This window comes from Allomesorhizobium aridi (genome assembly GCF_043769475.1).
Lineage (GTDB): Bacteria > Pseudomonadota > Alphaproteobacteria > Rhizobiales > Rhizobiaceae > Allomesorhizobium.
Genome location: NZ_CP171729.1, coordinates 2,229,396 through 2,254,745, shown reverse-complemented (window position 1 = coordinate 2,254,745; position 25,350 = coordinate 2,229,396). Strand labels below are relative to the sequence as shown.

The window sequence follows — 25,350 nt, the reverse complement described above, 5'->3', positions numbered from 1 at the left end:
AGGGCCTACGCCGGCAGATAAGTAGTGCGTGTCCGGAATTCGTAAACGAAGTGAGAACTAAGCAACTTTGTCATTCGTGCCTTAGCGCATCGATCGGGTTGATGCGGGCACCGCGTAGCGAACACCATGTCGATCAACACCGAAAAGCAAACCGCCAAAATGATGATGGCGATGTTTGGCGAAACGGGATCGACAGGCTGTAGGCTGCCGCTCGCGCCAGGCCCGGCGCGATGCCGGCAGCCCACCCAACAGCGACAGCAGCCGTCGCTTTGACCAGGAACTGGATGAGGATAGGTTTTTCGTGCGCCCCGATAGCGGGCCGGATGCCGATCATCGTCGTCGTGACGCTCGGTTGGAAACGCACTGAAGTCGTGCGGGTTCGATGGGCATCGATGTCAACCGGGCCGAGGCGAAAGCGGGCGGTTTCTTGCCGTGCCGACATCCGGAATCGGATAAGCGTGCAGTGTCCTCGGGAGCGGACTGGGCGCAGCGAGGGGTAAGTCCACGAAGCGTCGCTTGCAGGCTGCCAGCGATTTGGAGCGATTCCCGAACTCGCGCATTTCTTATTATGGAGATCAACTCCGGGAGGATCAGCCATGAAGAACGCGCTTATTGTGCTGGCGGTGCTGGCGCCACTCACCGCGTGCTCTCAAACCGAACGGGGCGCTGCCATTGGCGGGCTTGGCGGCGCCGCGGTCGGAGCTGCTGTGGCTTCGCCGGGAGTTGAAGCCGAAGGCGCCCTGATCGGCGGAGCAGTTGGCGCGCTTGCCGGGGCGCTAATTGGCCGCGCGAACGAACCGGGCGATTGCATTTACCGGGATCGCAATGGCCGCCGCTATATCGCACGCTGCCCTGCGGGATATTGAGCGCGTGATCTGACGGGTTGCTGCTCCTAGCGTTTAGCGGGAAAGTCGCATCCCGCGCGTACGGAAAAGTCGAAAACGTCCCGTCCGATTTTGACCATCCGCCGCAACATCATGTGCTGGCGCCTCTACATTCGGCGTGGCCGATGCCCCCACATCTCCACACTAGGCTGGCCGCTCCAGTTGCGGTGAAGTACTTAAGCAGGCGTCGGGCTCGCTTTCGGCGGCGGGTCGCCTCACCATTCCAATCGTACGGCGATGGGTACATTGTCATCCAACGGGCAAGAGTGGCCGGTGCCGTGGGAGGGAGTGGCCCAGGTTAGCACCGACCAGCAGCGAATCGCCGCCGCAACGCTGAGTGTGGCAGAGTCGATGACGTAGCGGAATGACATAGCGATTCGCCGCCCTCACTTGCCGAGACCCGGCCTGCTGCGATAGCGTTGAGGCTCGTAGCGCCATCAGGGTGTTGAGTATGGCCAGGCTTGAAGACAGGCCTTCAACGAGTTTGTGACGGTGAAGGCGCCCCGCGGCCAGCGCCAAAAATATATCCAGTGCCCGTCAGGCCGCCGAATGGCTGCTCTTCAGATGGCCGAACGAGATCGACGCGGCCAGGAACGCGCGGCGCGCAAAGCTTGCCTCGACGCTGGAGCGCCAGCGCGAGGCTGCGTCCGCTCGCAAGGCCTTTCGCGAAGCCGCCCAGGAGGCCGGCATCCTGATCGGTGGCGCTTCCCCGCCGTCGCCCAACAGCATGAAACGGAAAAGATAGGCCCCACACAAAACCCGCCGCGCTGTTACCAATGCGCGGCGGATTTGATGTTCAGGTTCGGGGCCAGTCTAAGCGACCATTCTGTTACTGAGCCGGTGCCGGTGCGGGTGCTGCCGGTGCCTGTGCATCTGGCGTCGCTGTTGTGGGCGCATCCGGCGTTGCCGGTGCCTCGACGTTCGGCGTTGCTGGTGCTTCGACATTTGGCGCTTCAATATTGACATTGGTGTCCCGAGCGCCTGTGAATATGTCTGTTCCAAAGAACAGGAACAGTAAGATCACGGCTGCGGCGATTATAGCGACCGCCGCTACAACGCCGCCGCTACCACTTTGGACGACTGTGGTATTTCGATCTTCAGGGTAAGACATCGTCTCTCTCCTATGCGGTTCAGGTGAAAGACAAACGGACGTCATCAATCTTTTGTTCCAAAACCGTAATTCTTCGTCTGGATGGGTTGAGCAGCATGGAACATCAGCCGCTTGGCTAGGTAAGTCGCCGGACGGATGGCTCGTTGCATCCGGCGATCTGCCGGCTCTGCCTGTTCCCAACAATAAACGGAGTTCATTTCGACAAATTTATTTGGATCATGGGTTCCGTCAAAGGTGCCCCGCTTGTGGTGGAACCAATCCCTTCGCCATCAATTGAAGATGCTAGTAGGCGACCCTCATGAGTGTCGCCGCGAAACCCGCTGCAGGCGCCGCTGGTATTCCTCATGCAGCGGGCTTCATTGATTCTGGTACCCAAGAAATCAATTGGATCGTCTTTTGCGCTGAGCCGCCGGCCGAGCCGCTTTCAGTTTCATGCCTGCGAAAAGCGGGGACGGAAAGCGGGAAAAATCTCTAAAATCGGGAAAGATCGGTTGAAATCAACGTGGCTTGGCTCCCCGGGCTGAACGAAACTGCGAACTACGAGCTGCCGATCAGACCGCAGGCATTTTTCGTGCCTGCTGTCGGATAGGTGAACAGTTTCGCAACTGGACTGGCGGAGGGAAGGGAACTGGAATCCAACATTCTCTCGCAGGTGTGAATCAGCACCGAAAGTTGCCCCCTTCTCAAAAGGTAATAAGTGCGTGACTTTGCTAGCAAATTCGCGACGCTGTAGGGTCATCATCAGCGCGCCGATCGTGACCCCGCCCGATCTCCATTTCATGTCAGCAAATCAAGGCGTTACCGAGTCTTTGCACGGGGTCAACCTTCGGTGCTTATTCACAACCAGTCGGTGCGATATCGGTCGGCAAATCCGAAGCTGCCCCACTTCTTGCAGGCGGGGTGCTCGCACCAATGATCCTCGATCTTGCGCAGCTCAACGGGTTCGACGATTTCCGCGATCATGATGACGCGTGGAGGCTCGTCGCTCATAGCGTATTGATAGGCTCCAGCAGTTGCGCCCGGCGGACGCGGTAGAATTGCAGTTGTGCGCCGAGGTTCTGGGAAAGCAGCCGGCTTGGCGGGCCGCCGTCGTCGCCGGATCAGGGCCGATAGACGCAAAACAGATTCTCGGTAAGTTCGGCTACATGAAGAGCGGTGAACTGGCCTGTGGCTCGCCCAAGGCGGCCCAGGGTCGATGCGATTTCGTCGGCGTGACGGAGCGGAAATTTTTGAGCGCGGTAGTTCTGCTGGCTGGGATCTATGTGATGGTCAACCACTAACGCATCTCCTACTTCGACCGCATTTACAAAGCACTGCTGGGCGACCTCGCGATGCAAAGAGACGCGGGCAAGATCGAAGGGCTCAAATCGTTCCGCAATAACATTTACGGCCGGCTGACCGAATATATTCGCCATATGGTGTTGAGCCGTCTGGGCCATCGCAACTGCCGCAGCCGGATCAAGAAGAGTCCTACCCGCCAGCGCAGCGTCGATCGCGCCAAGCACGGCGTCGTCCGTTCCGCACCTTAAACTCAGCATCCTCGGCAGTTCGATGTCATAGTCCGCCTCGTTCAGGGGTTCGTAGCAGATTGACGGCCGGTCGAGCACGAATGCCTCGACGCCGGTCGTGCAGTCGCTATGGACCATTGCAGAGGCAGCAGCGATCCACTCGACTGCGCTGCCCGCCGTTGCGACGCTTATCCCTCTGGATGATCCGAAGCGATGGAGATAGGTCGACCAGTTTTCCGAAGGATGTGGACGCACAATGACAGCGATGTCGGGTCGGCTCGCAGCAACAGTGTCGATTAAGCGGATCGTGTGCTCAAACGTCTCTTCCTGATGCCGGACCGAATTCCTGAACTTTGCGTCCTCCTCCTCCGTCCTAATTAGCCCCCAGGACCCTTTTGCCATCTCATAGAATTTTTCGCGTCCAATGAAGGGATTGAACCTGCCGAATTTGGTGTTGAAGAGGATGAACTGTCCATGCCGCTCTCGGATGGACTTGGCGCTGGGCTCGTAGAAGGAACGCATTTCTGGGCGGAGCAAGTCCACCCGTGGATTGCCCGACAAAATGAGGCGGGCGTGATCCAGACCAAAGGTAGCTACCAGATCGTCCGCCTGATGCTCTCCCCAGCAGAAAAAGGTAGAGCAGGCGGCAAGATTGTCTGCGCTGATTTTTCGTCGCACATAGGTGGGAGCATCGAGGTAGACCAACCCTTCCTCGCAGTTCGCCGTGAAGATGCTGCCGTCGCCAAGTGCGGTGGTGAGCGCCTTTGTCATCCCCGGCGCAATGCTTTTGTCGTAGTGGACGGAGGGACCCGGCAAACGCGCGCTTCGCACCTGAGCCTCCTGGCCGATCAAGACACCCCATCCGCTGTCCGCTAAAACGCCGGCAAGGAGAAGCTTGGCGTCAAGCTCCCGGACGGAAAGCTCCACGGGCAAGCGGGCCCAACGCCGGTCGGAAACCGCAATTTTCGTCACAATTGCCTCATCGCTTGCGCGCCCAGACAAGAAATGCTTGGCCGTAGTCCTCGTCGCATAGCCATGGATTAGAGCCATATTGACGCTCGCGCTCAGCGAGAATCCCTGAAAAGTGCTCGACCAAGCGCCGCTCGATCGCTGGCGGATTGAGCGTGAAAGGAAACGAGATCGACGGGGATAGCATCGGCAGCGGATAGACGCCCGACGCTTGGACATCGAACACGGGCAAATCGGCGAGGATTGTACGGTACGATTCGATATCAGCATTGTCGCGATATACTGCCGGTTTCATGCCTCCGGACTTCGGCGTATGCGTAAGTTCGTAATAGCTGCGCAATACATCGTTCAGCCAGCCCCAGCCCTCCTGAACGATGCAGGCTTTTTCGGGCACGACATAGGCGAGTAGCAGGCCGCCCGACGCTAGCAGACGGACCTGCTCCGCCAGAGCGGCTTTTAGATCCAAAAGGTGTTCCAATAGGCCTATGGATACGCAGACGTCGAATGAACGCTCCGGCAGGTCCGTGCGCGTCGCGTCGGCGATTACCGTCTCTGCGCTAAGACCATGCTCGCGGAAGGCGGACGAGGCCACTTGCAGGACCGTAGCCGATGTGTCGACAAGGGTGCACTCCCACCCGGCGTCAGCGAAATACATCGACATCGTGCCGCGGCCGGCACCGAGTTCGACGCATCGTTTTCCTTTCGGTGGGGTGCTCTTCATGATCTCGCTGAAGAGCAGCCAGTGCTGGCGGAAGGCCAGCTGAATCTGGGTCTGTGGCTCCCCTCGAGTCCAGTGTAGGTAGCTTGTCTCCGCACTGATCCGGTTGTTCCAAGCGTCGCCGAATTCTTGCGTGCCGCTCATTCTTGCCCCGCCGCCATATCTCGGAGAACCGCTACCGTCCTTTCGGCGATGCGGATTTCCGTCTTCTCCCAGGCCTCCAACGCTGCGCCGCCAATATGGGGCGTGATGATCACACGTTCGTCCGACTGCCCCAGTTGCCAAAGCGCAGAGGCCTGCGGGCAGCCGGGCTCATGCTCACCGGCTAGTACGTCTACGGCGACCCCACCGAGATGTCCAGATCGCAGCGCAGCGACCACTGCGGCCTCATCAACGACCGCGCCGCGGGCGGTGTTGATCAATCGTCCGCCGCGTGGCATCCGAGCAATCAAGCTTGCGTCAACCAACCCTTGCGTGTCTGGGTTGTAAGGCACATGAACGGTGACAATTTCCGACGCCGAGAACAGGCTCGCGGCCGTATCATGCCAGATGACCGGCGTCGCGGCACTCCTCGACGCGATATCGTATGCTCCGACAGCCATGCCGAAGGCGGAGGCATATCTAGCGATCTTTTCGCCGATCCGGCCAAAGCCGAGGATGCCGAGTGACCGCCCGGCAAGTTCCTTCCCTACATAGCGGTCCCGGTTCCATTCCCCCTTTTGGACCGATGCGATTGCCGCGTGCAATGACCGCTCCAGAGCCAGGATCAATGCCCAGGTAAGCTCCGCGGTGGCATGGACAGTTCTGAGAAATTCCTGGTCGTCACGAAGTGATACGATTCTTATTCTGTTCGCTTCGGCATGCTGGATATTGATGTGGTCGACGCCGGTCGCATTCGTAGCAATGACTTTGAGACGTTTTGCCCTAGCGAGGAGATGCGCATCCAGGCGATGTGAGAAGCGCAGAATAAGCACGTCATAGTTTGCGATACATGCCTCCAAGTCGGTGTGCGACAGCGGACCGTCGTCCACGACGACGCCCGCTGCTTCAAGTATCGCACGCGCCCTCGGCGAATACCGATCGGGGTCGAGGTTGATCGCCCTCATCGAAGATGTTCGCGCGCAAACGCTTCGGCAACGGTCCAGTCGAATGGCTCGTCGATATTAATGCTCTGGATGGCAGTCATCACGAGCGGCGCTGAGCGGGCTACGAACAGGCTTTGCTCGGTCCGAACCGCAGCGCAGCGAGCCGTGTAGATCGCTCCATTCCGCTGGTAGACCTCCGCCAAATCCTGCCGATTTGCGGACGCGCCTGCTTCATCCGCCGACACAAGCAGGCCGTCGACGATCCGATACATTCTGGCCGGGTGCTGGTGCGTTAATCTGGAGACGCCGATGACGCCGTCGAGCGCCACGTCGTCGAGCATGGAGATTGACCGGTCGACGTCCTCCGCCCGCCTAAAGGGGCAGGTCGGCTGTAGCAATGTGATGATGTCAAAAGGTCCCTCCCGCTGTTCACAGCAGTCAAGCGCGTGGGTGACCACCGGCAGCATGGCCGCAGCATCGTCCGCTAGGTAAGTAGGCCGTCTGAGAACGTGGACGCCCACCCGCTCAGCCACCTGAGCGATCTCGTCATCGTCGGTGGTCACGATCACGCGGTCGACGCGCCTCGCATGCAATGCCGCCTCAACAGAATACACCAAGAGAGGCTTGCCGGCGAGGATTCGGACGTTCTTTCGCGGAATGCCTTTCGATCCGCCGCGGGCCGGTATTATTGCCAGGACCTTCGTGCCGCCGCTAGATGATATCATAGTGTAGCCGTTTTCCGATATTCAGCGGCACCGTTGCCAGAACGTTCGCAATTCGAACGCCGGCCTGCCCGTCGCCGTATAGCGGATCGGACGGATATCTACCGTGGTCAACCTGCCTTGTCACAGCTGCGGCGATGGCTTCGGCGGAATGGGGTACGTCCACGACATTGACGCCCCGCTCGCGTCGATCCTGCCGTGATCCTATGTTGACCGCAGGAGTGCCCAAGAGCGCCGCCTCCCTAAGTCCACTCGACGAATTGCCGACGATGCAGGAAGACGCCGCCAAGAAGCGCAAATAATCCTCAGGCGAGAAATTCCTGTAAAAATGGACGAAAGGCGGATCGCGGGTCTCGCGATAGGCACGGATGCGCTTGGAGACATCGTCCGAGCCGGCATCGACGTTCGGCCAGAGCCATACCGCTTGCATACCAAGTCTGTCGATGGCTGCAATCGTCTCAATTATCTGTTCACCGCCCCGCCCATATTCAGTGGTTACGGGATGCTGGACGACGAGGCAGAAGGGCCTCAAAAAGTCCAGCGCCGCACCAGTGCCTCCATACCGGCCAATCGCCTCGAGCGTGAGGGTGAGGTCAATCTCCGAGACGAGATCGAGCGATGGGCAACCCGTCCTGAAAACGCGATCAGGATCCTCTCCTAGCCTAAGCAGCACCTGCTCAGCACGGGCTGTCGCCGGGAAGTGAATATGCGAAAGCTTCGTTATCGCATGACGCACGCTTTCGTCGATCGAGCCCGAAACCTCGCCGCCCTGAGTGTGGGCCACGGCGATATTCATGTAGCTGGCCGCAATTGCGTTTGCGAGTGTTTCGTAGCGGTCTGCGACAGTCAGAACGATGTCGGGAGCCAACGTGAGAAAGGTCGTGGAGAGCTCTATGATAGCCAGCCCGGTTGACTTGGCCATTGTGGCCGGATTCTCTCCATCGATGCTGCAATAGAGTGTGGCGTCGGGTACAAATCCATCGGCTCTGATCGTTTCGACAGCGTTACCGAAGCGATAAAGCAGCGCAGACGCTGTCACGACCAGTTGCAGCTGGACCGCCGGGTTCTCTCGAAGCGCCGTCATGGCCGATTTGATGCGCGCGTAGTTTGCCCGGCTGCCTATGACAACGCATATCTTGCGCCTCATTCGGCGAAGTCTTCGCAAGAAAGCCGATGCCGCGATGGGACCGCGCGCGCCAGCGGTCTGCCGATCCACTCTCCTATGTGCCGCTCTGCAATACCGCCGCCCGGCTTCAGCATCACAACGTCGTCACGGCGCAAACGGTATCCCGCAGTCAGTTGCGTGCGGGAATACGCGCTTTTGCCGAACATCGTTTTCAACGGTGCCAACTCCTTTGCAAGCGCATCCTTATCCACAGGCTTATCCAGCATGGTTTCTATTTCTCGGACGCCGTCCACCAAGGTTTTCAATTCGTCGATAGTCACCGACGCCTTCGTGTCAGGCCCAAACATCTCCCTGCTCAGTACTACATGAACTTCGAGAGCGGAAGCGCCGAGAGTGACGGCAGCCAAGGATGGAAAGATACTAGCGGAGTGGTCTGAAAGTCCCACGGGGCAATTGTATCGGCGCCTATATTCAGCAATCACATTGAGCCCGACCTGCGCCAAGCTGCTCGGGTACTGTGTCGTACATTGCATAAGGGTGAAAGCGGCGTGACGTTCGCGAAGCCACGTCACGAGGCCATCCAGTTCCGGGTAAGAATTCATGCCGGTAGACAGGTAGATGGGTCGCCTCGATGACGCCATAGCCTCCAGCATCTCGATCGATTCCAATTCGCCCGAGCCAACTTTCCATGCGACCACATTCAGCTTCAGGAGCAAGTTCACCGCCTCGATAGAAAATGGTGAACTCATGAACACCAGGCCGCGCTCCTCGGCGTGGATTTTTAATCCTGCCCATTCTTCTGGCGAGAACTCGATGCGTTTCCAATAGTCATACCGGCTCTTGTCCTGCAGACTGAACCGGACGCGAAAGGGCTCGTCAGGCGAACTTTCGCAATCAGCTATGTGTGTCTGAAACTTGACTGCCGATGCGCCGGTGCGAGCGACTGCATCGATGAAGGCATGAGCTTGTCCGAGGCTCCCATCGTGAGCCTGTGCAACTTCGGCAATGACAAAGCACCGTCCCGAATTCATTGTTCTGATTCCAAGCCCATGCTTACTGAAATGGCTCCATATCCGGTTTTAGGTATGTCGGTCTTTTCAGTCATTTGTTCGCGCGTGCTGTTCGCTGGATGGCGGCCGACAGCACTCGGACCAGATCCCATGCAGCTTCCTGACTCTCACACGGCCCAACTATCTGCGATTGGCCTAGCGTCTCCAGGATCATTGTCCAAGGCATGTCCGGTTCGCCGAGCCCGCCGATCCACAATTGCGTTGTGGTATCGACTTGCAGGGTCGCACCGGAGTGTCCGTTCACCTCAGGATCATGCCAATTGACCTCGCCCGGTTGAAGCGATCGGACTTTCCGGCCAAATCGGATCACATTATCGACCATCATCGTACCTCGCCGATGGCGCCCGGTGCCACTTGGCACACGATTCGTTGCGTGTGTTCTGTAGTACTATCAAAACTGTATGGCGTTATCAAAGTGTGGCGATTATGTCTTTGTCAAACCGACGCTTGGAACGCCCGGATGGTGGTCAGATCTCGGCGTCTGCATCCAAGGCGCTTTCCCGCCGGTGATCGCCTCAGATATCGAGTGTAACGACCGCACATGATCTAATCCCGTAAGATTTCCGGCACTCTTAACGGGCTGCTTTTACGCCATGCTGGAAGAGCCAGCCATGGCCGCGTGACTCAAACGAAACGGCTCCGGCAGACCCGGTGCGGTTCACAACGTCGAAACCGTCTCCGACGCGATTGCTCACATCCTCAACCGCGCTACCCGCCGAATGCGCAAACTACTTCGCGGAATGGGTTACGACCGCCGGTCACCTCATGCTAGAGCCGACGCGCTTGGGCGCAGAGCGGCAGTCAACGATGTCCAAAGTCGAACGCAAAGTTAGCACCCGGTGAGGACCGCCTTGTTTGTGAGGAGGTGAAGCGCTGTTGTCGTGGTTGATTTCATGACCACGATGCAAGCAGCGAGGATAGCCACGTGTCCATTCATCGGATGGAGATTGTGAGTGGGACAGGTCGGCGTCGGAGCTGGTCGACGGCGCTGAAGGAGCAGCTTGTCTCAGAAACGCTGGAGCCCGGGGTCACGGTGACCGAGGTGGCGCGCCGCCATGATCTCGATCGGTCGCTGATTTATCGCTGGCGTCGCGCCTTTGGGGTGAGACGCGTTCGTGCGGCCGGCGCCTTTCTGCCGGTTGAAGTCGTCGACGACGCCGTGGCAGCGACAGAATCTTCGCCGCCAAGGATGACCAGTGCTCCTGCGCCGGGCGCGGGGCGGATCGAGATCGAGTTCTCTGATGGCTATCTCGTGCGGGTCGACAATCAGGTCGATGACAACGCTCTTGCCCGTGTTCTGCGGGTTCTGGCGCGCCAAGGATGATTCCGGTCCCGACTGGCGTTCGGGTGTGGCTGGCCACTGGTCACACCGACATGAGGAAGGGCTTTCCGTCGCTGGCTCTGCAGGTCCAGGAGGTGCTGAAGCGTGACCCGCTGGGTGGCCATTTATTCTGCTTCCGCGGCCGCAGGGGTGATCTTTTGAAGGTCATCTGGCACGACGGCCAGGGGGCGTGCCTGTTCACCAAACGACTGGAGCGGGGACGCTTTTTGTGGCCATCGCCGGCCGACGGCGTGGTGACGATCTCGACTGCCCAACTCGCTTATCTGCTCTCCGGGATCGACTGGCGAAATCCGCAGGAAACCTGGCGCCCGACGTCGATGGGGTAGCGGTTTTGTCTTTGCGATCGGGGGAGGATGTGATTCGCTCGGGCCTGTGAAATCCGCCCCTGATTCGCTTCCGTCCGACCTTGCTAGCGCCCATGCGATGATCCTCGCCGAGCGGGCCGCGCGCATGGAGGCGGAGGCCGTTGCGGCGCGTGCTCAAGCGGTGAGCTCCTCGACAGAAGCGTTGATCGCATACCTCAAGCTGGAGATCGAGAAGCTGCGGCGCGAACTCTACGGCAGCCGCTCGGAGCGCAAGGAGCGGCTCCTGGCGCAGATGGAGCTGCAGCTGGAGGATTTGGAGGCGTCAGCCACCGAGGACGAGCTGGCCGCCGAGAAAGCGGCGGCGCAGACGCAGTCGGTCAAATCGTTCGAGCGCAAGCGGCCGTCGCGCAAGCCGTTCCCAGAGCACCTGCCGCGCGAGCGCGTCGTCATCGCCGCGCCCGAAAGCTGTCCCTGCTGCGGATCGGCGAAACTGTCGAAGCTGGGCGAGGACGTGACGGAGACGCTGGAAGTGATCCCGCGCCAGTGGAAGGTGATCCAGACGGTGCGCGAAAAGTTCTCGTGCCGGGAATGCGAGAAGATCGCGCAGCCACCGGCGCCCTTCCACGTAACCCCGCGGGGCTTCGCCGGCCCGAACCTTTTGGCGATGATCCTGTTCGAGAAGTTCGGTCAGCATCAGCCGCTGAACCGGCAGAGCGAACGATACGCCCGCGAAGGCATCGATCTGAGCGTGTCGACGCTGGCCGACCAGGTCGGCGCCTGCACGTTGGTGCTGCAGCCGCTGCATGCGCTGATCGAGACCCATGTGCTTGCCGCCGAGCGGCTGCATGGCGACGACACCACCGTGCCCATCCTGGCCAAGGGCAAGACGGCCACCGGCCACATCTGGACTTATGTCCGTGACGACCGGCCGTTTGGCGGAACCTCGCCGCCGGCCGCGCTCTACTACGCTTCGCGTGATCGACGACAGGATCACCCCGAGCGCCATCTGCAAGACTTCACCGGCATCCTGCAGGCCGACGCCTATAGCGGGTACAACACGCTTTACGATCCGTCGCGGGCTCAGGGACCAATCACACCGGCGCTGTGCTGGGCCCATGCGCGACGCCAGTTCTTCGAGCTCGCCGACATTGCCGCCAATACGGGGCGCGGAAAGAAGGCGCCGGCGATCTCTCCGGTGGCGTTGGAGGCGGTGAAGCGCATCGACGCGCTGTTCGACATCGAGCGCGACATCAACGGCCTGCATGCTCAACAGCGGCTGGCGGCACGCAAGGAAAGAAGTGTCCCACTGTTAATGAAGCTCGAAGAATGGCTGCGGGACGAGCGCTCCCGCCTGTCGCGCTCGGCCTCTGTCGCCAAGCCGATCGACTATATGCTCCGGCGGTGGGACCGCTTTGCCCGCTTCATCGAGGACGGCCGGATTTGTCTTACGAACAATGCCGCCGAACGGGCGCTGCGCGGTTTTGCCCTGGGCCGCAAATCCTGGCTGTTCGCCGGCTCCGAACGCGGCGCTGCCCGGGCGGCGGCCATGGCGACGCTGATCGTGACGGCGAAACTCAACGACGTCGATCCGCAGGCCTGGCTGGCCGACGTCCTCGCCCGCATCGCCGATACGCCGCAGAACCGGCTTCATGAACTGCTTCCGTGGCATTGGCAGCCCCGCCAGATGCTTATGGCCTCGGCCGCGTGAACAGCGCGCGGAACAGTTCCTCCGAACGCTGAAGACCTTCGTCCGTCAAGACCAAGGACTTAGCCTTGTTCACAGGGTCTGCAAATCAGCCCCTTCCGATGCAGACGATCCGTCACATTCCAATCGAAGCTCTTCCAGGCGCATCGTTCATTGTGCAGCGTCAGCCAAAGCAGCGCCAAGACCGCATCATCGATCTTGTCCGTGTCGATCTCCATCCGCCCAGTCTAGCACGGATCGCGCATCTGCCGCGGTCCAGACCGGATGCTTACAACGCAAAAGCAGGAGCGGCATACCGCTCCTGCCCGCGTGATTGCCCGCTTGATCAGGTGACGAGGAAATCGTTGTTGGTAAGCGCGAGGCCCCCGGCGAGGTCAGCAAACAGGAAGTTTCCGCCAGCAGCGTTGCCGTTGCTGTCATACCAGACTCTCCCCGAATCGCTTTCATAGATGATGCGGTCGTCGGCGTCCTGCGCGGCGCCGGTGACATTGGTGCGGAAAGCGCCGGCCGCCAGCACGCCCAGTCCAAGCGTCGTGAATATGGCGTTGTCGAGCTGGATCGTGTCGTCGACGGGCTTGAAGTCGGTGATCGTGTCGATGTTCGTTGCACCGAGCGCCGTGTTGAAGACGAAGGTGTCATTGCCGTAGCCGCCCGTCAGGGTGTCGGCGCCTTCCCGGCCATTCATCCCGTTGTTGGCGCCGTTGCCGACGATGGTGTTGGCGAGGCTGTTGCCTGTCGTGTTGATGTTGCCCGAGCCGGAGAGCCGGATCACCTCGACGAACTGGTCGACAAAAGCCTTGGACACGGTGGTGTAGACGGTGTCGGTGCCGGCGACATTGGCTTCGATCGTTTTGTCGAGCACATTGTCGACATAGTAGGTGTCGTTGCCCAAGCCACCTTCCATGACATCAATGCCGCCCCGGCCGTCGATGGCGTTGTTGCCGGCATTGCCGGTGATGGTGTTGGCAAGATTGTTGCCGATGGCGTTGATCGAGCCGCTGCCCAAAAGCTCGACGTTTTCGACGAACTGCGAGACCACGGAATAGCCTACATAGGTGCGCACCGTGTCGATGCCCGTGCCCACCCCGTTGGCCTCGAAGACCTGGTCGCCGATGGCGTCAACGAAGTAGGTGTCGTTTCCATTCCCACCAGTCATGCTGTCGACGCCGCTGCGCCCGTTAATGGTATTGTTGCCGGAGTTGCCAGTGATGGTGTTGTTGAGGTTGTTAGCCACGGCATTGATGCTGCCGTTGCCGAGCAGCACGACATTCTCGACGAATTGCGACACAACGGAGTAGCTTACATAAGTGCGCACCGTGTCAATGCCGGTACCCGCCCCATTAGCCTCGAATACCTCATCGCCAATGGCGTCAACGAAATATATATCGTTGCCGTCGCCGCCGGTCATGGTGTCGATGCCGGTCCCTCCATTCAGGATGTCATTGCCGGCCAGACCATTGATCGTGTCCGCGCCGCCGAGGCCATTAATCTGATCGTCGTGAATGGTCCCGTTTAGGGTTTCGGAGCCGTCGCCAAGAATTGTCGGAAGCGTCACGAAACCGCCGACCCCCGAGCTATTTGGCTGGATGAGATCGGTTACCCGGAAAGTGCCGGCACTTGTCCCGTCGCTGATCCATTCCTCCTGCCCGTTCACGCCGTCGTTCGCGAGGAACAGCACACGACCGCCGGCGACGGCCTTCAGGTTGAAGACGCTCGAGCCCTGACCCGCCGTTTCGTTGATGTTCTTCACGAGGTGCGTGCCGCCATTGGTGCCGTCGCTGACCCAGAGTTCCTGGCCATTGACTCCATCGTCTGCAACGAAGAACAGCTTGTTTCCAATGGCAACGAAGTTTGTTGGGTTGGAGCCTTGGTTGGCCGTCGTGTTGATATTCTTTACTAGATGGGTGCCAAGGCCGGTCCCGTCGCTGACCCAGAGTTCGGCGCCATCGCTGGCCAGACCGGTTGCCTGAAAGAAAACCCGGTTTCCAACTGCCGTGAGATTGAAGGGATTGGAGCCGATATTTCCAGCGGCGAGATTGAGAAGCGTCGGCGCGCCGCCATTGGTGACGTAAAGTTCCTGGCCGGCCGCCGCCGTGAAGCCGGTGAAAAACACGTTGCTGCCGGCCGCGACGAGATCTCGACAGCTGGAAATTGCTTACGTTCGTCAGCGGCGCAGTCCCGGCAAGCGTGCCGTCGCTCACCCATACCTGCTGTCCGTTCGCGCCGCCGTCGTTGGCCGTGAAGAATAGCTTGTTGCTGGCAACGACCAAGCTGTTCGGGTTAGAAGACAAGCCTGCGCCGGGGTTGACGTCCCTGAGGATATCGGTGCCCGAGGCTGCGCCGTCACTCAGCCAGATTTCGGTGCCGCGGACACCGTCGTCGGCGGTGAATGCGATCTTGTTCCCAAAGGCCACAAGATTCGAGGCGTTGGAACTGTTTGCACCGGACATGATGTCTTTGGCGATATGGGTACCGCTTGCCGTCCCGTCGGTTACCCAGAGCTCATAGCCGTTGGCGGCGGTGTTGGCGAAGAAATAGGCCTTGCCGCCGGCGGTCACGAAGCCAGCCGGGAAGGAGCCGTTGGGAATTCCGCCGCTGCTGCCGGGATTCATGTCGGCGAGCATGGAGGTGCCGCCCATAGTGCCGTCACTGATCCACAGTTCCTGCCCGTTTGTGCCGTCGTCGGCAGAAAACAGCACGCTGTTGCCGAACGCGGTAATGAAGGCGGAATTGAAGAAGGTAGCCAGGCCGCTGTCGGAGCCCGTATTGATGTCCAGGACCAGGTGCGTCCCGGCCGCCGTCCCGTTGGTGACCCAAAGCTCCTTGCCGTTGACGCCATTGTCAGCCGAAAAAAATATCTGCGAGCCGGCGAGCGTAAAGTTTCCTGCGAGCGAATTTAGGTGCCCGGGGTTGATGTCCATAAACTGCTGCGTGGCGCCTTCATTGCCGTTCGTGGACCAGATTTCATAGCCTCCGGTCAGGCTGGCTCCAGTAAAGAACGTGGTCCCCGCAAGTGTCGCCGAACTGAACGGAAGGGAGCTGTCGAAGCTGCCGAACGCTCCCGTCGTAGGATTAATCTCGCTCACCATGAAAGTTCCGGTGGCCGTACCGTCGCTGCGCCAGAGCTCGGAACCGCTCACGCCGTCTTCGGCCCCGAACATCAGGAGACCATTCGATTCCGTCATGTTGACGAGGAGCGGCGCCGGCTGGGTCCCGTTCGGCCCCGGATTCCCCGACAGAATGTGCTTGACGACCACGGTGCCCGCGGTGGTTCCGTCGGTTTTCCACAGATCGACGCCGCCACTGCCGTCGCTGGCCTGGAAAAACACGACATCGCCGACCTTGACCAGGGACTGCGGATTGCCGCTGTCCTGAAGGCCGTTGGTGGTTCCGGTGACCAGGTCCTTCAACAGTACCGTACCGGCGTTCGTTCCGTCGGAGATCCAGAGCTCCGTGCCGGTCGCCAAGTTGGTGTTGCTGAAGATGAGTTTATCGCCAAACGCGACAAAACTCGGCACGGACGAAGCAAAGTCCAGGCCTATATTGTTCACCAAGGCCCCCGTCGCGCCGTTGGCTTTGTAGAGGGCGTTGCCACCCTGAGTCGTGTAGAACAGGGTTCCGTTAACGTTGATGTGGTTGGCAGTGCCTAGAACCGCGCCCCCTGTCACCGCAGTGACGGTGGTGCCGTTTATGAAGCTCAGCGAATTGCTCGTCGCATAGTAGCCGAGGCCCCCATCGAGGCTGATCAGGTTCGCGCCCGGATTTCCGCTCGCGATGACCGTAGTGGTCGTTCCGTCGGAGGTAACAAGTTGGGAGAAGTTGCCAGGCTCGTTGGTCCAGTAGACCCGGTTGCCACTGGCCATGAACTGGGATGGGAAATCGGTGGCGGAGACAAAGGTCGTACCGGCAGCTGTGCCATCGCTCCTGAAAACACCGTTCTGACCGCCCGGGCCGGTGCCCAGAAAGAAGAGTTGGTTATTGGCAACGACAATATTGGAGGGATTGAACCCGTTTGGCATTCCCATGGTTTCGCCGGCAAAGTCGGTTATCCTTGTTGTCCCGCCAGCCGTTCCGTCGGTCCGCCAAAGCTCGGTGCCGTTCACCCCGTCGTTCGCGCTGAAGTACGCGAAACCGTTGAGCACCGCAAAGGGAAGGGGAGTGCCCGTTCCGACTTCGTAGTTGCTTGGACCTGATCCGAGTGTACCGGGGGCGATTTCCGTCACCAGCGTGGCCCGACCGCCTGATCCGTCGGTGATCCACAGTTCCATGTTCCCCGCGTCATTGGTCGCGGTAAACAGCGTCGCCGCCATTCGTCCCCCCTGCCCATTAGTGCGCTGGCTCTCGGCGCAACGCGATTCTTTGCCCGTGGGGATATCTATCAGCCGGGCAGTGACTCGGCAATGGAGTTAGATCGTCGATGCTTCGCTATTCTTATCGGAGCGACGATCGAGAAATCATGTGGGTTAAACTGCGAGAACCTAGCATTATATGTTGCCTCGTGACTTGACAATTCTTGCTGCATTTTTGAGGAGTGGAGCAATCCGCTCGTCGATCTGCGGCAAGGATTTACTCGCAATCGGCCGAAAAGTTCCTGCCAACGGTTGGCCACGAGCAACAATCCTGCAAATGCTGATCCTATGTCTGGCTGTAATTGCTGCCGCGAAAGCCCGCGTCTCTTAGGAGGCGCGGGCTTTTTTGCGTTTTTGGGCTGAACCCAGATCGGCGCAAAATGAACCTGAACCTGCACCTGTCCACCGCCCGAACTGGAAGCAGCGATCCACGGCATTACGGCCTCCGGGTCTTCCAAGATTCCAGCTCGCTTCGCGAACCCCACAAAGGCCTCGCGCGCCACGCCCATCGGCTTTAATCCATCGTGTGCTTGGTAGCATGCGCGAAGGGCTGTTTCATGGATCAGGCTGCGACGATCCCCCGGCCATTCCTCCAGAAAGTCTATAGCGCCTGGGAGATCGACAATCTCCTGTACCAGGTAAGCTCCATGCTTGACGAAGACGGGGCTGCTGAATGCCGCAACGTTCATGCGTTCCTCCAAATTGTTGAACGGTTCGGGCGTGTGAAGAAGCCGCCGTAAGTGATCGTCGGCGACCATGGCAAAATGTGTTGTCGGCCTTATGACGGTTCAAGATGAGAAGGCGGCCTGATGCACCTGCCCACCGGCACTCGGGGCGCGCGTCGATGACCGCAGGGTGTTCTGCGGCATCATCATGTCTGAGCATGCCGCGCGGGCGCGGGGCATGGAGGCGGCGGAGTGACGCTTCGACAGGCTCAGGATGATGGATCAGCGCCTTTGTGGACGCGGTCGACGTCGCCGATGAGGTTGCCCGCTTCCTCAACGGCCAGGCGGAACGCCAGGCGAGCAATCTCCGCATCGCCGCCGTCCAGGGCCGCGGCGCAGGCCTGCCGCGCCGCGCGCGCCTTAAGGCTGTCAATCGTGCCGTCCGGCCATTCGTAGAGCAACCAATCCGAGGCCTCACGCGCGCTGCCGATATTGAAGACATCACCGGCTCGATCTCCATATACCGCAACCGCCTGGCCGAAAGACTTGTCGTCGGGCAGCTTCATCTTCTGCAGTTCCGGCGTCAGCACGCGGATCGCCTGGCTGTTGCGGCGCGCTTTCCTGAGCGCCGCGCCGAAACGTCCGATTTCATCGAATATGGGCATGGCAATTCTTCCTCGAATACTCACCGACACGGAGTCTTCCGCATGAGGCGGCGGATCAATGCGCTCCCGATGTTTCAGGACGATTTCAGCGAAAAAGCCTTTTGGTTTCAAAGCTGAAACATTGGCATGCAAACGAGATGCGGTCGCGCCGATCCAGGATACGCCGGGCGCTCAGCGCAGCGACTTCCAGTCTCCGACTTGCGCGGTCTGAGCCCACAGGACTTCGCGCTCTTGCGGGAAAATGTAGCCCACAGCAGCCTATTCCCCTATTCGACCTTTCGCCCGAGGGGGGCTGCGAATTTCAATATGGCAGATTAGATGACATTGCGGAACGGCATAGCGGTTGTGCCTCTCGCTTGCCGCGAGCCTGCCAGACGCAGAGCGTTAAGGAAGGGTGCGCGTTGGCATGATAGGCGTAGGCACGGTTGAGCGGCTTTGCCCAATTGAAGCCGTTCCGTTGAAATCGACAGTACCGCCTCTCGCTTTTCTCCCGCGTGCAAAATCCACAGCAGCGTCCCGGACAGTTCCTCCCAAGACGCCCTCGCCACGAAACGTCGACTGCAAGTAGACAGGCTGCCACGTCAGCTATCGATCAGGATATCGGCTTCCCGCGCCGCTTCAATGAAGGATCTCGTTGGCCTGCCGAAGCTCGCGGTTCTCGCGTTCCAAAGCCTTCAGCTTCGTCGCCACATCCTTAGGCACACCGGCACGCCGCCAGCGCGACCAAACGCAAATCATGCTGCGTCGCAATGCAGGAGTAGACTTTCAACATGCTCTAGCCCGATCGGAAAGCGCGCCCATCTTCCTGAAAAATGTATGATCAAAACTTGAACAAAGCCTTATAGGGATGGTTCTTCTTTGATCGTCGCGGCCGAGGTCATGGAAGGAACTGTCGTCTAAGTGTCCGTTCCAAAAAGAGTTGAGTGATTTCAGCAGGTTGTGATTCCGTCGGATTTGCGAGATCTCGATGGAGATCACGATGGCCTGGACTGAAATCACCCGTGCGCATTATGAGCGGCGTTGCGCCCGTTACGCAAGCGATCTGACCGATGCGGAGTGGGCGCTGATTGCGCCGATGATGCCGTCGGCGAACCGCATCGGCCGGCCGCGCAAGACGGACCTGCGCGAGGTCGTGAACGCACTTCTTTACCTCGCCTCGTCGGGCGGCGCGTGGCGATTGCTGCCGAAAGACTTCCCACCCTTTTCAACGGTGCAGAAGTACTTCTATCGCTGGCGTGAGGAGGGCCTGTTGCGGACCATCAGCAACAGCCTCGTCATGGCGGCGCGCGAGGCCGAGGGTCGGGAAGCGAGTCCGACGGCGGGCGTGATCGACAGCCAATCGGTCAAGACCACGGAAAGCGGCGGAATTCGGGGCTTCGACGCAGGAAAGAAGATCAACGGGCGCAAGCGTCACATCGTTGTCGACACCATCGGGCTGATGGTCGGTCTCGTCGTCCATGCCGCCGATATCCAGGACCGGGACGGCGCACCGGCTGCCCTCAAGACCATTCTCGAACGCTGGCCGTGGCTGCGACACGTCTTCGCCGACGGCGGCTATGCCGGGCCGAAGCTTAAGGGCGCGATGCAAAAGATCGGCACGTTCACCCTGGAGATCGTCAAGCGGACGGACAAAGCCAAAGGCTTCGAGGTCCTGCCGCGCCGCTGGGTCGTGGAGCGCACATTCGCATGGCTGGGGCGATGCCGCAGGCTGGCTAAGGACTGGGAGAAATCCATCGCCTCCGCAGAAGCCTGGTTATACGTCGCCCACATTCGCCTGCTCACACGCAGGCTCGCAAGAGCTTGATATCAAAACATCCTTTTTGATTCAGGCTCTAAGTGTCCGTTCCAAAAAGAGTTGAGTGATTTCAGCAGGTTGTGATTCCGTCGGATTTGCGAGATTCGATGGAGATCACGATGGCCTGGACTGAAATCACCCGTGCGCATTATGAGCGGCGTTGCGCCCGTTACGCAAGCGATCTGACCGATGCGGAGTGGGCGCTGATTGCGCCGATGATGCCGTCGGCGAACCGCATCGGCCGGCCGCGCAAGACGGACCTGCGCGAGGTCATGAACGCACTTCTTTACCTCGCCTCGTCGGGCGGCGCGTGGCGATTGCTGCCGAAAGACTTCCCACCCTTTTCAACGGTGCAGAAGTACTTCTATCGCTGGCGTGAGGAGGGCCTGTTGCGGACCATCAGCAACAGCCTCGTCATGGCGGCGCGCGAGGCCGAGGGTCGGGAAGCGAGTCCGACGGCGGGCGTGATCGACAGCCAATCGGTCAAGACCACGGAAAGCGGCGGAATTCGGGGCTTCGACGCAGGAAAGAAGATCAACGGGCGCAAGCGTCACATCGTTGTCGACACCATCGGGCTGATGGTCGGTCTCGTCGTCCATGCCGCCGATATCCAGGACCGGGACGGCGCACCGGCTGCCCTCAAGACCATTCTCGAACGCTGGCCGTGGCTGCGACACGTCTTCGCCGACGGCGGCTATGCCGGGCCGAAGCTTAAGGGCGCGATGCAAAAGATCGGCACGTTCACCCTGGAGATCGTCAAGCGGACGGACAAAGCCAAAGGCTTCGAGGTCCTGCCGCGCCGCTGGGTCGTGGAGCGCACATTCGCATGGCTGGGGCGATGCCGCAGGCTGGCTAAGGACTGGGAGAAATCCATCGCCTCCGCAGAAGCCTGGTTATACGTCGCCCACATTCGCCTGCTCACACGCAGGCTCGCAAGAGCTTGATATCAAAACATCCTTTTTGATTCAGGCTCTAAGCTTTTTGCTGGAATAGGGCCTGACGCGCTACGCATAATTGAACCGCGCCGGGTTGATCGGAGGCTTCAACTCCTCCTGAGAAGGTGGAGCCATGACAAGCAAGACGACCAACAAGTTCTCTCCCAAGGTCCGAACCCGCGCGGTTCGGCTGGTTCTGGATCACGAAGGCGAGCATGCCTCGCGGTGGGCGGCGGTTTCGTCAATCGCCGCCAAGATCGGCTGCACGGCGCAGACGCTGCATGAGTGGGTGAAGAAGGCCGAGCGCGACAGCGGCGTGCATTGATCTGCGCCATGGCCTCCTTCACGGCCGTCAACCTCCTCCACCATGTCGGACGCAGCGAGCGCGAAATGCGACGGATCTGGCTGGCAGTCGCCGCGGTCGCCACCGGCTTCGGCATCTGGGCGACGCATTTCATCGCCATGTTGGCCTTCCAGCCCGCCGTGCCTAGCGGCTACAACATCGCCCTGACGATTGTCTCGTTGGTGGCCGCGATCGCTTTGACCGGAACGGGTCTTGCGATCGGCATCTCGCCGCGCGTTCCAAATGGACGCTGGATCGGCGGTGCGATCGTGGGCGGCGGCATCGCAGTGATGCACTACACTGGCATGGCCGCCTTCGAGATCGCTGGCCGCCTCGTCTGGGATGTACCGCTCGTCGCCGCCTCAATCATTTTTGGTGGGCTGTTCGGCGCAGCCGCATTGCCGGTTGCTCTTCGCGCCAACACGATCAAATGGAAGGCGCTCGGCGCCGTCGTGCTGACGGTAGCGATTTGCAGCCACCATTTCACGGCGATGGGCGCGGTCGCAATCATTCCAGATCCGCGCATTGGCATTTCCGCCATGGCGTTGCCCGCGGAATGGATGGCAGTTGGCGTAGCTCTCGTTTCCATCTTCATCATCCTTTTGGCCGTTATTGGCCTTGCCCTCGATCTGCGCGACCTCCGGCGAGCCGGCGAAGCAGCGCGTATGCAGGAGCTGGCCGACGCGGCCGTCGAGGGGCTGATCGTGTGCGACGAAACCGAGATCGTTGCAGCCAATCGCAGTTTTGCCGCGCTCGCCTGCGTCGACGGCGCTCAGCCTGTCGGCCGCTTGATCGCGTCCTTCTTTCCCACGGTTTGCCAACGCGAGCTCACGGGCTCCCCACAACACCCGCTGGAAGTGGCGCTATGCGCGACCGACGGCAGCACGGTCCCGGTGGAGCTGATCCAGCACAGCATCCTCTATGCCGGCAAGCCGCATCAGGTTCTTGCCGTACGCGATATCCGCGGGCGCAAGCGGGCGGAGGAGGAAATTCATTTCCTTGCCCATCACGATCCCCTGACCAAGCTTCCGAACCGCACGAGCTTCAACGAGAAGCTGGAGGCCGAGTTCACGAAGTCTCGTGGCGCCGACCAGTGCCTTGCCGTGCTCTTCCTCGATCTTGACCGCTTCAAGGAGATCAACGACCTCTTCGGTCATCTCGTCGGAGACGCCGTGCTGCAGTGTGTGGCCGAGAAGATCAGGAGCATCCTTAAGCCAGAGCAGATGGTCGCGCGTTTGGGCGGCGACGAGTTCGCCGTGATCGTCCCCGGTCTGCCGAGCCCCGCCTATGCAACGCGCACCGCTGAAGCCATCCTGAATGCATTCAATGACACCGGGGCCAACCTGCCCGCCGGCGTTACCATCGGGACCAGCATAGGCATCGCTGTATTCCCCAACGATGCAGCCGATCGGGAGACGCTTCTGAGCCATGCCGACGCGGCGCTTTATGAGGCCAAGATGCAGGGGCGCGGCCTTTATTGCGTTTTCGAACCTTCCATGGGCGAGCATTTGCGCGATCGTCGCCAATTTGAGCACGACATCCGTCATGCGATCTCGCGCAAGGAGCTCCGCCTTGTCTATCAACCGCAGGCGGAACTCCTATCCAACAAGGTTTTTGGTTTCGAAGCGCTGCTCCGGTGGGATCATCCGGATCGCGGCGCCATTCCGCCGGCGGTGTTTATCCCGATCGCGGAGGAATGTGGCGCCATTCTGAAGATCGGCGAATGGGTGCTGCGGACCGCCTGCGCCGAAGCGGCAACCTGGCAACAACCGCTCGCAATCAGCGTCAACGTCTCGGCTATGCAACTCCATGGGGGAAATTTGCCCGAGTTGGTCCGGGAAGTGCTGAAAGAAACCGGTCTAGATCCGATCCGTCTTGAACTGGAAATTACCGAATCCTGCATGATCAAGGATATCGCGCGGGCGCTCGCCGCCCTGCGGCAGCTCAAAAGCCTTGGCGTTCAGATCGCCATGGATGATTTCGGTACGGGTTATTCGTCGCTGTCCAACCTGCGGGCCTTCCCGTTTGATAAAATCAAAGTCGACCAGTCCCTTGTCCGGGCGGTGGATACCAGCGACGAGGCAGCCGCCGTCATGCGCGCAGTCTTTGGCCTCGCTCGCGGTTTAAAGCTCCCGGTTCTGGCGGAAGGTGTCGAAACAGATGCGGAACTGGGCTTTCTGCGTGCGGAAGCCTGCGACGCGATGCAGGGCTATCTTCTGGGCCGGCCGTGCCCGATATCCGAGTTCACTCAGCATACAAACGGCGAAAGCAGGACGGCCGCTCCCCGATGGCTGGGCAAAGGCGAATTGCGCGTGATTAAGAACACCGCGGCATAACCCCAGCAGAGACCACGCAGCTGGTTTTTCAACGCGCCGTCTTTGAACGCGGCTGCGACGACAATGGGGTTGGCCTACTCACTTGTTCAACGAGTTTGCCCATGGCCACCGCGTGCGGTTCGAACGCGCATATCTGATCGTGGTCGGTAGTGTAGACACTCACTTGCCGAACGGTCGAACGAAACGCATTGGGCCCGGCGAGATATTTGGTGAAATGGGCCTTATAGATAGCAGACCACGCTCCGCAACGATCGTCTCCGCAGAATACACGGTTTGCGCCGCCTATTCAGAGGCCGAACTTCTCGATGAAATCCGCAACAAACCAGATGAGGCAATTGCCTTCATCCGAGCCTTGATAGCTCGATTGCGTGATGCGAACGAGGGCCGATAGCGGGACGCCGCTTCCGGAACCGTGAACCCGCCATCGCTGGCATAGCGGGCCGGTCGAAGTCCGCCACCAAAGGAGTGATGGCCTATACGATTGGCCAAGCATGAATCAGGGTTGCGCTGGCGTAAAATCGACCCTGCCCATATCCCCATATGGCGAAGGCCGGCGTGCCCCCCACCTCGCTCCTCAGCGATGCGCCGGCCTTTTTTCCACTATCCCTCCGGTCATGCGCCGCCGCCTTACCGTTGGTTGACAGCGAAAAAAGTGTCGCTGCGTCGGGCAAGAAATGTCCACCCTTAGGAGCGGCAAAGTGGCCGGTACTACGGGCGGGAGTAACCCAATTCAGCACCGGCCAACAGCGAATCGTCGCCGCAGAAGTAGTGTGACAGAGTTGTTGACCTGGTGGAATAGTGTTGGCTCTGCTGGGTAAACACCAATTCTTCTTCTGGTTGCTGCCGAATAAAGGATATTCCCGATTATAAAAGCGGACTGGCGGGAAGACGGGCTAGCAGGTTCCTAACGTTCGAGACTTGCCATTGGCCACCGCGTGCCGTTCGGACGCCACGGTTATTCAAAGCAATGGCCAGTCCACGGAGGCTGGTAACGCCAGCTTTCTGAATTTCCTGCATGATCGGCAGAACGGCTCCGGCGAACCGGTCAGCTTCCTGGATTGAGACCGCGCGACCCTTGGCCGCCGCCATGGCACTATTGCTCGGGTTGCCCAGCTTCGTGCCGTAGGCTTTCCGCGAGGCGAGGGCGGACCTTGTCCGCTCCGAGATCATGCGCCGCTCCTTTTCGGCGAGTGCCGCATAGAGGTGCAACATGAAGGGGTCTGCGTCAGCACCGAGTTCGGCTACAATGAACGGCACGCGCTGCGCCATCAGTCCGGCAATGAATGCGACATCGCGCGAGAGTCGATCGAGCTTGGCAACCAACACCGGGCATTTTGCCTGGCGGGCTGCGGCGAGGGCGGCTGCAAGCTGAGACCGACGGTCAAGCGCATCGGCTCCTTTGCCGGTTTCAACCTCGGTGAACTCCTGAAGAAGGACGATGCCAGCCGCTTCGGCGAAGCGCGCGACCGCAGCGCGTTGAGCTTCGATGCCCAAGCCGGATCGGCCCTGTCGTTGTGTCGAAACCCTGAAGTAGGCAATCGCGCTGCTCATCGTGCTCATCCTGCGGGTGTGCAAACTGCAAACCACCGTTTGCAGTTTGCTCGCCAGCCGATGATAGGCAAGCATTATCAGATATTTGGCTGCTCCTTCTTGGTGCACCGCGGCGAGCGCGCCCGCGCCTTGATTCGACTACAATGAACATCTGTGCTTCTCTTGC

Annotated in this window: 22 protein-coding genes and 3 pseudogenes; 10 read left to right on the top strand and 15 right to left on the bottom strand. The window is 60.0% G+C overall.

Annotation, left to right across the window (positions count from 1 at the left end; translation table 11 throughout):
* Nucleotides 1-596: 596 nt before the first annotated feature.
* The gene (locus tag ACG873_RS13140) at nucleotides 597-866 is read left to right on the top strand and encodes a YMGG-like glycine zipper-containing protein (RefSeq protein WP_394892257.1); all 270 of its coding nucleotides are present in this window, start codon (nucleotides 597-599) and stop codon (nucleotides 864-866) included.
* A gap of 541 nt (nucleotides 867-1,407) precedes the next feature.
* The gene (locus ACG873_RS13135) at nucleotides 1,408-1,629 is read left to right on the top strand and encodes a DUF982 domain-containing protein (protein WP_394893488.1); all 222 of its coding nucleotides are present in this window, start codon (nucleotides 1,408-1,410) and stop codon (nucleotides 1,627-1,629) included.
* A gap of 84 nt (nucleotides 1,630-1,713) precedes the next feature.
* Here ACG873_RS13135 and ACG873_RS13130 read toward each other — a convergent pair whose 3' ends face one another.
* The 9 genes from ACG873_RS13130 to ACG873_RS13090 all read right to left on the bottom strand — a co-directional run bounded on the left by ACG873_RS13130 (nucleotide 1,714) and on the right by ACG873_RS13090 (nucleotide 9,518).
* Nucleotides 1,714-1,995, bottom strand: coding sequence for a hypothetical protein (locus ACG873_RS13130; protein WP_394892256.1), 282 nt, complete (start codon nucleotides 1,993-1,995; stop codon nucleotides 1,714-1,716).
* A gap of 837 nt (nucleotides 1,996-2,832) precedes the next feature.
* Nucleotides 2,833-2,985: a hypothetical protein gene (locus tag ACG873_RS13125; protein WP_394892254.1), complete on the bottom strand. Its 153-nt coding sequence runs from the start codon at nucleotides 2,983-2,985 to the stop codon at nucleotides 2,833-2,835.
* Between the two features lie 110 nt (nucleotides 2,986-3,095).
* Complete coding sequence (locus tag ACG873_RS13120; protein ID WP_394892253.1) at nucleotides 3,096-4,475, bottom strand: surface carbohydrate biosynthesis protein; 1,380 nt, start codon at nucleotides 4,473-4,475, stop codon at nucleotides 3,096-3,098.
* Between the two features lie 7 nt (nucleotides 4,476-4,482).
* On the bottom strand, nucleotides 4,483-5,334 hold the full coding sequence (locus tag ACG873_RS13115) for a class I SAM-dependent methyltransferase (RefSeq protein WP_394892251.1): 852 nt from the start codon (nucleotides 5,332-5,334) through the stop codon (nucleotides 4,483-4,485).
* On the bottom strand, nucleotides 5,331-6,296 hold the full coding sequence (locus tag ACG873_RS13110; protein ID WP_394892250.1) for an NAD(P)-dependent oxidoreductase: 966 nt from the start codon (nucleotides 6,294-6,296) through the stop codon (nucleotides 5,331-5,333). Before ACG873_RS13110 ends, ACG873_RS13115 begins: the two co-directional genes overlap by 4 nt.
* Nucleotides 6,293-7,000: a cytidylyltransferase domain-containing protein gene (locus tag ACG873_RS13105; protein ID WP_394892249.1), complete on the bottom strand. Its 708-nt coding sequence runs from the start codon at nucleotides 6,998-7,000 to the stop codon at nucleotides 6,293-6,295. The genes ACG873_RS13110 and ACG873_RS13105 overlap by 4 nt, the downstream gene beginning before the upstream one ends.
* The gene (neuC, locus tag ACG873_RS13100; protein ID WP_394892247.1) at nucleotides 6,987-8,144 is read right to left on the bottom strand and encodes a UDP-N-acetylglucosamine 2-epimerase; all 1,158 of its coding nucleotides are present in this window, start codon (nucleotides 8,142-8,144) and stop codon (nucleotides 6,987-6,989) included. The genes ACG873_RS13105 and neuC overlap by 14 nt, the downstream gene beginning before the upstream one ends.
* On the bottom strand, nucleotides 8,141-9,154 hold the full coding sequence (locus ACG873_RS13095) for an N-acetylneuraminate synthase family protein (RefSeq protein WP_394892246.1): 1,014 nt from the start codon (nucleotides 9,152-9,154) through the stop codon (nucleotides 8,141-8,143). The genes neuC and ACG873_RS13095 overlap by 4 nt, the downstream gene beginning before the upstream one ends.
* Before the next feature lie 70 nt (nucleotides 9,155-9,224).
* Entirely contained in the window at nucleotides 9,225-9,518 is a 294-nt protein-coding gene (locus ACG873_RS13090; RefSeq protein WP_394892245.1) for a hypothetical protein, read from the bottom strand.
* Between the two features lie 615 nt (nucleotides 9,519-10,133).
* Here ACG873_RS13090 and tnpA point away from each other — a divergent pair.
* The 3 genes from tnpA to tnpC all read left to right on the top strand — a co-directional run bounded on the left by tnpA (nucleotide 10,134) and on the right by tnpC (nucleotide 12,548).
* The gene (gene tnpA / locus ACG873_RS13085) at nucleotides 10,134-10,517 is read left to right on the top strand and encodes an IS66-like element accessory protein TnpA (RefSeq protein ID WP_394893487.1); all 384 of its coding nucleotides are present in this window, start codon (nucleotides 10,134-10,136) and stop codon (nucleotides 10,515-10,517) included.
* A complete protein-coding gene (gene tnpB / locus ACG873_RS13080; RefSeq protein WP_394892243.1) occupies nucleotides 10,514-10,861 on the top strand; it encodes an IS66 family insertion sequence element accessory protein TnpB in 348 nt (115 codons plus the stop codon). The genes tnpA and tnpB overlap by 4 nt, the downstream gene beginning before the upstream one ends.
* A gap of 97 nt (nucleotides 10,862-10,958) precedes the next feature.
* Complete coding sequence (gene tnpC / locus ACG873_RS13075) at nucleotides 10,959-12,548, top strand: IS66 family transposase (RefSeq protein WP_394888994.1); 1,590 nt, start codon at nucleotides 10,959-10,961, stop codon at nucleotides 12,546-12,548.
* On the opposite strand, the pseudogene ACG873_RS13070 reads toward tnpC, so the two are convergent.
* The 5 genes and pseudogenes from ACG873_RS13070 to ACG873_RS13050 form a co-directional block, all read right to left on the bottom strand.
* A pseudogene (locus tag ACG873_RS13070) lies at nucleotides 12,529-12,763 on the bottom strand (DUF6429 family protein). The gene tnpC and the pseudogene ACG873_RS13070 sit on opposite strands and share 20 nt — an antisense overlap.
* Before the next feature lie 107 nt (nucleotides 12,764-12,870).
* Nucleotides 12,871-14,100: a calcium-binding protein gene (locus tag ACG873_RS13065; RefSeq protein WP_394893486.1), complete on the bottom strand. Its 1,230-nt coding sequence runs from the start codon at nucleotides 14,098-14,100 to the stop codon at nucleotides 12,871-12,873.
* A 195-nt stretch (nucleotides 14,101-14,295) separates the two neighbouring features.
* Nucleotides 14,296-14,658 (bottom strand): annotated as a pseudogene (locus ACG873_RS13060) (hypothetical protein); the annotation flags it as partial.
* Between the two features lie 2,265 nt (nucleotides 14,659-16,923).
* On the bottom strand, nucleotides 16,924-17,583 hold the full coding sequence (locus tag ACG873_RS13055; protein WP_394892242.1) for a DUF982 domain-containing protein: 660 nt from the start codon (nucleotides 17,581-17,583) through the stop codon (nucleotides 16,924-16,926).
* Nucleotides 17,584-17,828: 245 nt separating this feature from the next.
* Nucleotides 17,829-18,356, bottom strand: a complete 528-nt coding sequence (locus tag ACG873_RS13050) for a DUF982 domain-containing protein (protein WP_394892241.1) — start codon at nucleotides 18,354-18,356, stop codon at nucleotides 17,829-17,831.
* 847 nt (nucleotides 18,357-19,203) lie between these two features.
* Between ACG873_RS13050 and ACG873_RS13045 the strand changes: the two genes are divergently transcribed.
* From ACG873_RS13045 to ACG873_RS13025, 5 genes and pseudogenes are all read left to right on the top strand, one after another.
* Nucleotides 19,204-20,028, top strand: a complete 825-nt coding sequence (locus tag ACG873_RS13045; protein ID WP_394885740.1) for an IS5 family transposase — start codon at nucleotides 19,204-19,206, stop codon at nucleotides 20,026-20,028.
* 110 nt (nucleotides 20,029-20,138) lie between these two features.
* Nucleotides 20,139-20,963 carry an IS5 family transposase gene (locus tag ACG873_RS13040; protein ID WP_394892240.1) on the top strand — a complete coding sequence of 275 codons (825 nt, stop codon included), beginning with the start codon at nucleotides 20,139-20,141 and terminating at the stop codon, nucleotides 20,961-20,963.
* Nucleotides 20,964-21,087: 124 nt separating this feature from the next.
* Nucleotides 21,088-21,270, top strand: a pseudogene (locus ACG873_RS13035) (transposase); the annotation flags it as partial.
* 146 nt (nucleotides 21,271-21,416) lie between these two features.
* Nucleotides 21,417-23,633 carry an EAL domain-containing protein gene (locus tag ACG873_RS13030; RefSeq protein ID WP_394892238.1) on the top strand — a complete coding sequence of 739 codons (2,217 nt, stop codon included), beginning with the start codon at nucleotides 21,417-21,419 and terminating at the stop codon, nucleotides 23,631-23,633.
* Between the two features lie 82 nt (nucleotides 23,634-23,715).
* Nucleotides 23,716-24,024 (top strand): cyclic nucleotide-binding domain-containing protein, encoded by a 309-nt coding sequence (locus ACG873_RS13025; protein WP_394892237.1) that lies wholly within the window; start codon nucleotides 23,716-23,718, stop codon nucleotides 24,022-24,024.
* A gap of 473 nt (nucleotides 24,025-24,497) precedes the next feature.
* On the opposite strand, the gene ACG873_RS13020 is transcribed toward ACG873_RS13025, so the two are convergent.
* Nucleotides 24,498-25,184 (bottom strand): recombinase family protein, encoded by a 687-nt coding sequence (locus ACG873_RS13020; protein WP_394892235.1) that lies wholly within the window; start codon nucleotides 25,182-25,184, stop codon nucleotides 24,498-24,500.
* Nucleotides 25,185-25,350: the final 166 nt, after the last annotated feature.